Below are 12096 nucleotides of genomic sequence, written 5' to 3'. Positions count from 1 at the left end.
GGATGCGCTGCGAGGCTGTGTTCCCGATCAGAACCGGGTACGCACACCCGTGGTCAGTTCGAGCTGGTTCGTCGCGCCGAACGTGGTGCCGACCGTATAGCCGCCGTGCAACCTCATATAGTCGCCGGCCAGATACACTTCGGTGCGCTTGGACAGGTGATAGAACGCGGACCAGTACAGCGTTTCCTTGTAACCGTTGTGCAAGCCCGAGGTCGGGTCGAAGGCGCCGATGTTCGCGTTCGGAATATTGCCGTCGACGTTGTATGCGGCATTCTTCACGCGCATCTGCTGATAGCCGAGTTGGTAATCGAGCGGTCCCTTCGGCGACAGTTTGAGCGACACGGTCCACGCGTTATCCTGGCGCTGACCCAGCGCGCCCTGATTGCCGAGATAGCGGAAGTAGCCGGCATTGGCGCGCAGAATACCAAACGTATAGTTGCCGCCGACCGAGAACGACTGGTTCGTGTTGCCCTCGCGGTTCACGTGGCTATAGAAGCCCGACACATTGAACGGGCCGCCGTTATAGCCGAGCGCAACCTGATAGTTCGCGTTGGAGCCGAAACTCGTCGAGTTGCCGAACGCGTAACCCGCACTCGCGAAAATGCCGTTGCTAAAGAGCTTCTTCCACGCGACGCCGTTTTCATAACGCGTGCCGGTCGCGCTGGCCGCGTAGAAAATCATCTGCTTGAAGTTGTTCGCGTTCGTCCAGCCGCCCTCTTCCGTCGTCAGGCGCGCGCTGCCATACGGGTCGCCGTAGATCGCCGCTGCATCGCGTGCGATGGTGTTCTGGAAACCCGCCGTGATTTTGCCGAATGTGTCGTTTTCAACGCCGACCCATGCATCGCGGTCGAACAGTTGCCCCGGGTCTTCCATCTGGCCGTTGGCCACGACGAATTCGCTTTCCAGTCGGAAGATGATCTTCGTGCCGCCGCCAATGTCCTCCGCGCCCTTCATGCCCCAGCGGCTGCCACTGAACCACGGTTCACCGCCGATACCCATGCCGATGACATGATTGCCGTTCGCGTCCGCGTGCGTCTGGTAAGTCGGCACGCTCAGATCCATCAGGCCGTAGAGCTGCACGCTCGACTGCGCATACGCGCCGCTTGCCCCGAATGCCGTCGCTGCGACAGCCAGCGTAAGGTATCTTTTTTTCAAGTCCGTCTCCTCAAGTTGCTGCGTTGAAATCCTAACTTTTCTCATCAGGGACTCTGCTCCAGCCGCTCCTGTGACGGCCTGTTCGACATCCCGATGGCGCAATCCTAGATACCCCAATCCTTCACGATCCTTTCCCGTATCCTTTGCACAACTCAGTGAATTCACTGATACGCGACGACTTTCCTGTCCATCGTTCGGAATCCTTTGCAGATCCGGGCAGGCATGGGACCACGCCGCCGCGCCCTGTAAATGGCGTGGCCGGACCGCCGCGCCAGCTCGATATCGGCGCCGCAATCGCGTTCAGTCTCGCCAAGGTTGACAATTCAAAGATCAGGCCGCGCGGGACAGGTGCCACGACCTGCGCCGCGTCGGTTTCCTCGCGAAGCATCTGCCGGCATGACGCCTGCCTCGCGGCCACAATGGGCGCCCGTTGCACCCTTGCGCTTACCGCGCCAGTGACTTATTTCGAACTGACAAACTCGTTCGTGTAGGTTTTGGTCAATTCGACATGCTTGCCCTTGACCGATGGGTTGAACGCCGACAGTACCTTGAGCACGGTTGCCGGACCGTCTGCCGGCATCTTTCCGTCTGCCGTGTACATCGGCAAAGAGGCCTTTAGCGCGCTCACATAGAGCGGCTTGTCTTTCTGATAGTCGTCGGGCATCTTCGCCGCGATTTCCTCAGCGCTGTGCGTGTGGATAAATTGCATCGTGCGCACGAATGCATGGGCGAGCTTCGCGGCTTCGGTCTTGTGCGAATCAGCCCACGCCGCCTGCACATACAGACTCGACGCGGGATAGGTGCCGCCCAGCGCGGCTCTCGTGCCCTCCACCGAGCGCATGTCGACCAGCACTTTCGCATCGCCGGACTTCTGCAGTGCCGACACGGTAGGCTCGGTTGTCATGCCCGCGTCGATGCGGCCTTGTTTGATTGCAGCAATGAAGCTAGCGTCAGCGCCGACCGGCAGCATCGTGTATTCGGTCGACTGGATGCCGTGCTGGCCGGCAAGGTACTGCGTCAGAAAGCTGGTTGACGAACCGAGGCCCGTCACGCCCAGCGTCTTGCCCTTGACGTCGGCCATGGACTTGACCGTGTCGGCCGCTTTGGTCGAGACCATTTCGACCTCGCCCGGCACCTGACCGAACACGACAATCGCTTTGACGTCCTTGCCCTTTGTTTGCAGATCGATCGTGTGATCGTAGAAACCTACGACAGCCTGAACGGCACCCGCCAGCAGTTCGTTTTCAGCATCGACGCCGGCCGGTTGCGACAGCAATTCGACATCGAGTCCTTCGTCCTTGAAGTAGCCGAGCTGCTCGGTCAGGCGCGCTGGCAGATAAATCAGTTTGGTGATGCCGCCGACCATGATGGTGATCTTCTCGCTGCCGGCGGCCATCGCGTGCTGAGCGGAAAGGCCGAACAGCAGGCAGCAAGCGCCGGTGATATGACGAAACGCTTTGAATCTCTGTGGCATCGATTGTCTCCATTATTGTCGGCGGCGAAGTGCTGCCTCTGTGCATCGATGGAGCGATTGTCGAAGCATGAATCCTTCCTGCCGCTTTCAAGACGACGGCTTGCAACTAAGGGATTTCCATGAGAGGAATCGTTGCCGGTGCAAAAGCACAGCCACGTTCAGGTCTGCGTCGACGGTTCGTCGCCTGACTCAGGGAAGACCCAATTCATCGTGGAAAACCCCCATCGGAACTCACCACCGCTGAAAGCATTGAGAAGGTTTCGCCTTCTTAGAATCGGATCATCGACATAGAAGACCTTATCCTGCATGCAACATTCGAGCGGCGACACAGCCAGCGCCCTACCTGGGGCCGCACGTCGGTTGATTACAGCAATATGACTGACGACGGTATTCACGACTACCTGATCCGCGGTATGACGTCGCAATGCAAGCCATTCCGGCCAGCAGATTGGGCCGAACGCCTCACCGGGGTCATCACGCTGTTCGTTGGCGAGCGAAGCACTGGCATTCATATCGCTTCCACGCGCCTTGCAATGCCCATTTTTGAGCAGGATCTTAAATGCCTGCACGTTGCGCGCGAATTGCGGCGCGTCTGTCCCGACGCGTTTGACTTCGTCATGCGGTTCGCCAGTGACAACGACCTTACAGTCGAGCTCTACCGTATCCCTCGATGAACTATCGGGGTGAGTTCGAAATGATGGGCGGCACTTCGTTAACGAATAGGGATGAAGTAAAAGCGTCGGCGCTTACCTTTCAATAAGCGCAGCGCGCGATGGCCAGGAGACAGTTGATGCAGATACTCCCAGAGGTGCGTTACACCTATGTGTGCGCGGCGTGCCTATACCGTGGCACCGTATTGCGGCCGGATGCGTCGCATGCGCGAGAACTGGCCATCTGCGCCCGATGCGACGGACAGGTATGGTTGTACGGCGCTGACCCGGCAGATGAAGGAAAAGCGTTGAATTCCCCCGGAGCTTTATCAAGCTGGCAAACATAGATACTTCCCTCGCGGATGTGTGTGAATCATTCGCTGGCAGTAACTGAATCTGAACCTCCTCGTCGAACGATTGTCTCAACCGGGTTCCGGCGCCGGACACGCGCTCGGTGATCTGCCGAGTCACAGGCTACATATCGTTCGCGCAGCAGCGCCCGAACAAGTGCAACGAACGGCGGCGCCAAAGTGCGACGGGTCCACGCACAATCGCAGGCGCCGCTCTTTTGTCGACGATGAGGAGGATGTGACATGCCAAAGAAGCGCTCAGATCAATCTTCGGCCGCGCGCAGCAACACCAGAGATCGAGTACTCGCCGCGCCGGTTTTCTCGCAGCCACAGCCCACACCGGATCCGCAAACATTTGTCGTCAGGCACGCGTCGGACGCTGCAGCTTACAAGGTCATCGACGAACTGAACCGTGAGCATAAACTCAAGGCGCTCCCTTTTCCCGCGCCGCGTGGCGACGCCGAGCCCAGGCTTACATTTGCCCAGGTGATCAACGACAATCAGACGCTGCTCGAACAGATCAGCGCGAATCAACAGATTGTCTTTCATGCCACCGGCGACTGCGGCAGCACGAAAGGCCCGCAAACACAGAACGAAGTCTCGGACAAGATGGTGAGCGACTTCGATGAAACGGACCCGGCGGAGGTGCCGCAATTCAACTTTCTATTGGGCGACATCGTCTACAGCTTCGGCGAGTCACAGTACTATTACGACCAGTTCTACGAGCCGTATCGTGACTATCACGCGCCAATTCTCGCCGTAGCAGGCAACCACGACGGAATGATTTCGCCGCTACAGCATGAGAAGAGCTTGCAGGCGTTTCTGAGAAACTTCTGTACCGACTGCTTTCAGGTCTCGCCAGATGCCGGCCACCTTTCACGTACCGCACAGATACAGCCGGGCGTCTTTTTCACGTTCGAGGCCCCGTTCGTGCGCATCATCGCGTTGTATAGCAATACGCTCGAAGACCCTGGCGTGATTGCGAACGGCGATATCGGCCACAGCCAGCTCAAGTTCCTGAAAGCGGCCCTGAAACGGGTGAAGAAGGAAAATTATCGCGGCGCGCTGCTGTTCGCGCATCACCATCCGCCGTATGTGGCGCGCGGCCGTCATGGCTGGAGTGTCGAGATGCAACAGCAGATCGACGCGATCTGCACCGAGGTCGGTGTGTGGCCGCATGCCGACCTCGCGGGACACGCGCATAACTACCAGCGCTTCACGCGAACCCGCCCTGATGGCACGCAGATTCCCTATATCGTTTGCGGAAATGGCGGCCACGCCGTGCAGCGACTCACCACGAACGGACAACCACCACTTCGCGCGCCGCAACTGATTCAAGCTGCGTCGAAGCACACGGACGCTGTCGTCTTTGAAAACTACGATGACCAGAACTACGGTTACCTGCGGATCATCGCCAACCCGACGCAGCTGCGGATCGAGTACCACCCCGCTGTCGACGGACCGCATACGAAAGCGCCCGACGATCAGGTAACCGTTGATCTGGCTACGCGCAAGCTGTCACACTTCGTAGCCCGCGATTCCGGCGTACCTGCACTCGCCGCGCGCATACGCGAGTTCGCGCAAGGGATGGACCGGCAGAATTGACGAAAGTCTCGCCGGAAATCGTGCGTGCCTGTCATCTGGGCGCGTCAACCTGTAGTCGGCAAAGAACCGCGGGATTATGCCGTCGTACTGGTCACCTTCTCAGGTGACTAGTACTGCTGATCGACATCGGCATGTAGTTGCACTGCACGAGCGCCACGAACGCCACGAACGCCCGCATACGCACGGGCTTCTCGAACAACCCACACATCGGCGTCGCCACGTCAATCTCCACCGCCCTCGTCGCCGGCCCGGCCATCCGGGCGGTCGTGACACCCAAAGGCCACTTCTTGTTCTGTAGCGGTCGCCGTGGCCCAAACCAGGCACAAAATACCGTTTGTAGAGTCCAAAACATGCGTGTAGTTTACGTTACATGACTACGCTAACCACCTGGTCCCTGCTGGTCCTCACGCTTCCCACCGAAAACGCCACGGCCCGCATGCGCTTCTGGCGGGCGCTGAAAGCGAAGGGATGCGCGGTGCTACGTGACGGCATCTACCTGCTGCCTCACACGGATGAGCGCGAACAGATGCTGCGCGAACTCGCGGTCGCCATCGCCGATAGCGGCGGCACCGCGTATCTGCTGCGCGCGCCGAGCCTCGATACCGCGCAGGAAGCGGAATTCCGGGCGCTTTTCGATCGCAGCGAAGACCACGCGGAGTTCATCCGCGCGCTCAAGGATGCACGCAAGACGGTTGCGGGCCAGTCAGCGGCTGATCTGACAAAGCTGCTTCGGCGCCTGCGCAAGGATTACGAAACCATTGTTGCGATCGACTACTTCCCGCGCGATGCAGCGACACGCGCCGAGGCCGCCTGGCAGGACTTCATCGGTCTGGTCGACACCGTGCTTTCGCCGGGCGAACCGCATTCTGCCGAGTGCCCGATCCGGAGTCTGTCGGTCAGCGACTACCAGGCGCGCACGTGGGCCACGCGGCAGCACATGTGGGTCGATCGCGTCGCGAGCGCGTGGCTGATCCGGCGCTTCATCGATCGCGACGCAAACTTCATCTGGCTCACATCGCCCAACGCCTGCCCCGCGAATGCGCTCGGTTTCGATTTCGATGGCGCCGCGTTCACCCATGTCGGCGAACGCGTGACGTTCGAGGTGCTGATCGCGAGCTTCGGGCTCGACAAGGATCCCGCCCTGCTTCGGCTGGGCGAAATGGTCCATGCGCTGGATGTGGGCGGAGCCCCTGTTCCCGAGGCCATCGGCTTCGAAGCCGTGATGGCAGGCGCGAGGGAACGCGCGGCCGACGACGATCAGTTGCTCGATGATATGAGCCGTGTACTTGATTCCCTCTACACGCACTTTGCATCGACCGCAAAGAGCCGGGACGCGGGAGGCCGATCATGAGCGCCACGGCGGCGACCTCGCCACGCTACACGCTCGGCCAGCTGGCCCTGTACATGCTGCGGCTCGGCGCGTTCGGGTTTGGTGGGCCCGTGGCGCTCGTCGGTTACATGCATCGCGACCTCGTCGAGCAGCGCGGCTGGATCAGCGAATCGGATTATCGCGAGGGACTCGCGCTCGCCCAGATGATGCCGGGACCGCTGGCGGCGCAGCTCGGCATCTATATGGGCCACGTGCACTATCACATCGTCGGCGCAACGCTGGCCGGTATCGCCTTCGTGCTGCCGTCATTCCTGATGGTAGTGGGCCTTGGCTGGGCCTATGTCCACTTCGGCGGGCTCTCGTGGATGCAGGCAGCCTTCTATGGTGTGGGTGCAGCAGTCGTCGGAATCATCGCGATGAGCGCATACAAGCTCACCACGAAGACCATTGGCAGCAACAGGCTCCTGTGGGTGATCTATCTGATACTCGCAGCCGTGACGGTCATCACTGAATCCGAGATCGCGTGGCTTTTCATTGCGGGGGGCCTCGTCAACTGGTTCGTCGTTGCGCCGCCGAAATGGCTCAAGAAAGGTGGACTGAACGCAGTCGCGCCGGCGCAACTGCCGGCCGCGAGCGGCGTGCTCAGTGGTCTCGACTGGCCATTGCTCGGCCAGATCGGCTTGTTCTTCACGAAGGCCGGCGCTTTCGTGTTCGGCTCGGGACTCGCGATCGTGCCGTTCCTTTACGGCGGCGTCGTCACCGAGCATCACTGGCTCAACGACAAACAGTTCGTCGATGCCGTGGCCGTCGCGATGATTACGCCCGGACCCGTCGTGATCACGGTCGGCTTCATCGGTTATCTGGTCGCGGGATTCGCGGGCGCATGCGTGGCAGCGCTCGGCACTTTCCTGCCCTGCTATCTATTCACAGTGCTGCCCGCGCCGTACTTCAAGAAGTACGGCAAGCTGCCCGCCGTCAAGGCATTCGTCGACGGCATCACTGCGGCGGCCGTAGGCGCCATTACCGGCTCGGTGATCGTGATTGCGCAGCGTTCGATCATCGACTGGCCGACTGTCCTGCTCGCGCTCGCGACCGTGCTGCTGCTGTGGCGCTTCAAGAAGCTGCAGGAGCCGGTCATCGTCATCGCCGCGGCGCTCATCGGGCTCGCTGTCTATCCGCTCATCCATGGGCACGGTTTTTGACGAGACTGGCAAGGTGGTCGCCACGAATGAGCGTGAGGAAGACGGCGATTAACCTGGCGGGATATCACGACTTGTCTCTCGTGGAGGAGCAGCATCATGAAATGGATCACGCGCGAACGTCCCAAGATCGATCGTATCGCCTGCCCGTGGCTGATCGCCCGTTTCATCGACAAGGAGCCGGAGTTCCTATACGTGCCTCGCGATGAGGTGACGCGGCTCGCACAGGAAACCGGGGCCATTCCGTTCGATGTACCAGACGTTGAGCTCGGTCATCACGGTGAACTTTGCAGCTTCGACGCATTCCTGCAGAAATATCGGCTGGACGATCCCGCGCTGCTCCGGCTCGCCGGCATCGTTCGGGGCGCCGACACCGGCCGGCTGGATCTTGCGCCCGAGGCCACCGGTCTTTACGCGATTTCTGTTGGCCTATCGCACAACTTCACTGACGATCACGAGCAGTTACGACAGGGCATGATCGTTTATGACGCACTGTATGCCTGGTGCAAAAGCAGCGATGAACACACGTGAGGGGCGCACCGTTTCGTTGACGCACCGAATGTCGCGTTGGCTATTACCGGCTGGCGTCGACAGCGCGGCGCGGTGGCTGCTGATATCCCGTGGCCTGCGCGGTTTCTGTGACGGATTTATCGCGGTCCTGCTTCCGGCATACCTGCTCGCACTCGGGTTCGGACAGCTCGACGTCGGCCTGATCAGCACCACAACGCTTATCGGCTCCGCTTTGGCAACCATCGTCGTCGGTGCGCTTGCCAGGCGTTTCGCGCCGCGCCGGATGTTCGTTTTTGCCGCCGCACTGATGGTCGGCACCGGGCTCGGCTTTGGCGGGTTATCGTCACTGCTGCCGATCCTGATCGTGGCCTTCGTGGGTACGCTCAACCCGAGCTCAGGCGACGTCAGTCTCTTTCTTCCCCTCGAACAATCGCGCCTTGCCGAAATGGCGGCCGGCGACACGCGAACGGCATTGTTCGCGCGCTACAGCCTGATCGGCGCTTTGTCGGCATCGCTCGGGTCTCTCGCGGCAGGCCTGCCGGCGTGGCTGGTGGCGCATGCCGGTGTGACGGAGCCGCTCGCCATGCGCGCAATGTTCGTGCTGTATGCGGGGACGGGCGTCGTCATCTGGTTTCTGTATCGTCGGCTACCGCATTCCGGCACGCAGATTCAGCGCCACACTGCACCGCTTGACCAGTCGCGGGGCATCGTGACGCGTCTCGCCCTGCTGTTCAGCGTGGACGCATTTGCCGGTGGCCTCCTGGTCAACTCATTGCTGTCGCTGTGGCTCATGCAACGCTTCGGCCTGTCAGTCGGTGCGGCGGGGCGATTCTTTTTCTGGGCAGGGCTGCTTACCGCGCTTTCCCAGCTCGCGGCGCCGCCTCTGGCCAGGAAAATCGGTCTGCTCAACACGATGGTGTTCACGCACATTCCCGCGAGCCTGTGCCTGATCGCCGCTGCCTTTACTGCTTCACTGCCCGCGACCCTCGCGTTACTGCTCGCTCGCAGCGCGTTGTCGCAGATGGACGTCCCTACGCGTACCGCCTATGTGATGGCCGTGGTCACGCCCTCCGAGCGGCCTGCCGCCGCGAGCTTCACGTCCGTACCGCGAAGTCTTGCCGCGTCGCTCGGGCCGACCCTGGCAGGCGGTCTAATCGGAATGGGATGGCTCGGCGCGCCGCTCGTCGCCTGCGGCGCGCTCAAGATCACCTACGATCTTTCGCTGCTTTTCCTCTTCCGTCATGTCAAACCGGATCGCTGATTTCACTCATCCAATAAATTGCAGCACACAGATACGAGGAGCCGAACGTACCAACATAACGCACAGCCTGGACAGATAGCGACGCATTTGCGCGTACTGCCCACCAAATGTCGAAGGAGGAATTTCTGATGTCATCTTTACGACGCCTCTCGCAAGCATTAGTCATCGCGATCGGTATTTGCGCCGCCGCGAGTCAGGTCGATGCGCAACAGCAGACCGCGCTCGATACCGCGCGCATCGAGCAGATCACTGGCCTGAAAGGCACGTATTCCAAACAGGAGGACGTGTTCAAGATTTCGAAGCCGCGCAACGACGTCAAAATCCAGGTCGACGGCTGGACCATGCCACCGTTCATGGGTCTGACGTCTTATGCGGCGTTCAAGCCGGCCCATGGTTCGCAAGCCATGATGATGGGCGACACCGTGCTATTCGAAGACGAAGTTAATCCGGCGATGAGCGCTGCGCTCGACGCCGGGCTGGAAGTGACCGCGCTCCACAACCATTTCTTTTTTGACCAGCCCAAGGTGTATTTCATGCATATCGGCGGCCAAGGTGACGTTGCGAAGCTCGCGGAGGGCGTCAAAAAGGTCTACGACCGGATAACGGAGGTCCGTTCTGCGCATGCCGATCCTGAAAATGCCTTTCCAGGGCATATCGCCAGCCCGAGCAGCATCACCGCCGCGCCACTCGAAGCGGTGTTCGGCTCGAAAGGCCAGACGAATAACGGCATGTTCAAGGTAGTCGTCGGCAGGACAGCCAGCATGCATGGTCTCACCGTCGGCAACGAGATGGGTGTCAACACGTGGGCTGCATTCGCCGGTACTGACGACGAAGCGGTCGTCGACGGCGATTTCGCCATGCGTGAAGGTGAACTGCAGACCGTGCTCAAGACCATGCGCGCGTCCGGGATCAATATCGTGGCAATCCATCAGCATATGACGGATGAGACGCCCCGCATCCTGTTCCTGCACTACTGGGGCAAGGGAAAGGCAATCGACCTGGCAAAGAGCGTCAAGGCGGCCCTGAATGCGCAGAGCTCAAGCGCGCAGTGACGCTGCGGTATTTCGCAGGCGATGTCACCGATTCGCTCATGCGTAGCGGTGATGTAGTGTCGTGGGAGGTTTTTATGAAGACCTTGCAACGTTGGCGCTTTCGTCCGGTTGTCCTGCTCTACCTCGTGCTTCTCTTTTTATCGACGATCGCAGGTGGTCTGACACAAATGATTCCATACGCCGCCGCGGACGAAGGAACCGATAGCCTGCCGCTGGCACACATTGCCGATATCCCGTTGCCGGGTCGCGCAAGCCGACTGGACTACGAAAGCTACGATCCCGATCGGCACTTGCTATTCATCGCCCACCTCGGCGACGGGGAAGTTGTTGTGGTGGATGTGAACGCTTCGCGCATGGTCGCACGGATTGCTGGCGTTTCATCAGTTCATGGTGTGCTCGCCATTCCAGGGATGTCGCGCGTATATGCTTCGGCAACGGGAACGGACGAGATCGTCGCCATCGATGAGGCAACGCTCAACATTGTCGCGCGCATGCCTGGCGGCCACTACCCCGACGGGATGGCTTACGCGCCAGAAACGCACAAGCTCTATGTATCGGACGAGGCCGGTGGCACTGAGACAGTCGTTGACGTTCGGCGCAACCGGCGTGTCGCGACCATTCCTCTTGGCGGTGAGGTTGGGAACACGCAATACGATCCGCAATCGCGCCACATCTTTGTCAACGTCCAGACCCGCAACGAACTCGTCGAAATCGACCCAACCGTCGACAGGATCGTTGCCAGGTTTGCGCTCCCGGGAGCCGAGCACAACCATGGACTGTTGATCGATTCGCCGGATCGGCTTGCCTTTGTCGCCTGTCAGGGCAACGACAAGCTGCTCGTGTTCGAAATGGAAGCGCGGCGCGTCGTCCAGTCGTTCGACATCGGCAAAGACCCCGACGTGCTCGCGTTCGATCCGGCACCTGGCAGGCTCTATGTGGCTGGAGAAGCAGGCGTTGTTTCGATCTTCACTGTCAAAGGCTCGCACGTCGCCAAAATCGGCGAAGGACGGGTTGGGCCAAACGCACATGTGGTCGCGATCGACCCCAACACACACCGCTCTTACTTCCCACTGAAGAACGTTGACGGACGTCCGGTGCTGCGCGTAATGGCACCCAGGTAATGCGCCGGTCGCTAAGCGACGCACACGCCCGGGACAGCGACCTTCTGAAACAGGTGTGGGGACGCAACGGCAGTTGATGGATAGGTTGATATCTTCGCCCTGAACTCCGGATGCATGAATGCAGCCCTGAAATGAGCGGTCGATTCCCAGATCGCGTAGTTGAGGTAGGTCACACTTTCGCCGATGGCACGGTGCAGCTGGGTAGAAATGAACCCCGGTTGCTCTTTCATGAACTTGGCGTCGTCCTGCCATGTCCGTAGAAAATCCTGTTCATCAGCTTGCTCGAGCGTGAAGATATTGACGAGTACGACGGGCGCAGCATCGACGGCGAGCTGACGGTCGATAGGAAACGCGGGGTCCAGCGGGCGGAAGGTTTGCATGACACACCT

Annotated in this window: 11 protein-coding genes; 8 read left to right on the top strand and 3 right to left on the bottom strand. The window is 60.2% G+C overall.

Annotation, left to right across the window (positions count from 1 at the left end; translation table 11 throughout):
* Window positions 1-27 precede the first annotated feature (27 nt).
* Together BN2475_RS20215 and BN2475_RS20210 are read right to left on the bottom strand one after the other, a co-directional pair.
* Entirely contained in the window at window positions 28-1200 is a 1173-nt protein-coding gene (locus BN2475_RS20215; protein WP_174641996.1) for a porin, read from the bottom strand.
* A 415-nt stretch (window positions 1201-1615) separates the two neighbouring features.
* A complete protein-coding gene (locus BN2475_RS20210; RefSeq protein ID WP_094781270.1) occupies window positions 1616-2629 on the bottom strand; it encodes an ABC transporter substrate-binding protein in 1014 nt (337 codons plus the stop codon).
* A gap of 374 nt (window positions 2630-3003) precedes the next feature.
* Here BN2475_RS20210 and BN2475_RS20205 point away from each other — a divergent pair, with 374 nt between their 5' ends.
* The 8 genes from BN2475_RS20205 (at window position 3004) to BN2475_RS20170 (ending at window position 11707) form a co-directional block, all read left to right on the top strand.
* On the top strand, window positions 3004-3303 hold the full coding sequence (locus BN2475_RS20205; protein ID WP_094781269.1) for a DUF3579 domain-containing protein: 300 nt from the start codon (window positions 3004-3006) through the stop codon (window positions 3301-3303).
* A gap of 569 nt (window positions 3304-3872) precedes the next feature.
* Window positions 3873-5234: a metallophosphoesterase family protein gene (locus BN2475_RS20200; protein WP_094781268.1), complete on the top strand. Its 1362-nt coding sequence runs from the start codon at window positions 3873-3875 to the stop codon at window positions 5232-5234.
* A 370-nt stretch (window positions 5235-5604) separates the two neighbouring features.
* The gene (locus BN2475_RS20195; RefSeq protein ID WP_094781267.1) at window positions 5605-6585 is read left to right on the top strand and encodes a chromate resistance protein ChrB domain-containing protein; all 981 of its coding nucleotides are present in this window, start codon (window positions 5605-5607) and stop codon (window positions 6583-6585) included.
* Complete coding sequence (locus tag BN2475_RS20190) at window positions 6582-7766, top strand: chromate transporter (protein WP_094781266.1); 1185 nt, start codon at window positions 6582-6584, stop codon at window positions 7764-7766. The genes BN2475_RS20195 and BN2475_RS20190 overlap by 4 nt, the downstream gene beginning before the upstream one ends.
* A gap of 96 nt (window positions 7767-7862) precedes the next feature.
* On the top strand, window positions 7863-8294 hold the full coding sequence (locus BN2475_RS20185) for a chromate resistance protein ChrB domain-containing protein (protein WP_094781265.1): 432 nt from the start codon (window positions 7863-7865) through the stop codon (window positions 8292-8294).
* The gene (locus tag BN2475_RS20180; protein ID WP_094781264.1) at window positions 8281-9534 is read left to right on the top strand and encodes an MFS transporter; all 1254 of its coding nucleotides are present in this window, start codon (window positions 8281-8283) and stop codon (window positions 9532-9534) included. The genes BN2475_RS20185 and BN2475_RS20180 overlap by 14 nt, the downstream gene beginning before the upstream one ends.
* Before the next feature lie 128 nt (window positions 9535-9662).
* Window positions 9663-10586, top strand: coding sequence for a DUF1259 domain-containing protein (locus BN2475_RS20175; RefSeq protein WP_094781339.1), 924 nt, complete (start codon window positions 9663-9665; stop codon window positions 10584-10586).
* A gap of 74 nt (window positions 10587-10660) precedes the next feature.
* Window positions 10661-11707 (top strand): YncE family protein, encoded by a 1047-nt coding sequence (locus tag BN2475_RS20170; RefSeq protein WP_094781338.1) that lies wholly within the window; start codon window positions 10661-10663, stop codon window positions 11705-11707.
* Between the two features lie 11 nt (window positions 11708-11718).
* Here the strand turns inward: BN2475_RS20170 and BN2475_RS20165 are convergent, their stop codons facing one another.
* On the bottom strand, window positions 11719-12087 hold the full coding sequence (locus BN2475_RS20165; protein ID WP_094781263.1) for an antibiotic biosynthesis monooxygenase family protein: 369 nt from the start codon (window positions 12085-12087) through the stop codon (window positions 11719-11721).
* Window positions 12088-12096: the final 9 nt, after the last annotated feature.

The sequence above is a fragment of the Paraburkholderia ribeironis genome, from assembly GCF_900019265.1.
In the GTDB taxonomy this organism is placed as follows: Bacteria; Pseudomonadota; Gammaproteobacteria; order Burkholderiales; family Burkholderiaceae; genus Paraburkholderia; species Paraburkholderia ribeironis.
Note: the sequence above shows the minus strand (reverse complement) of the source record. Positions and strands in the feature narration are given on the sequence as shown.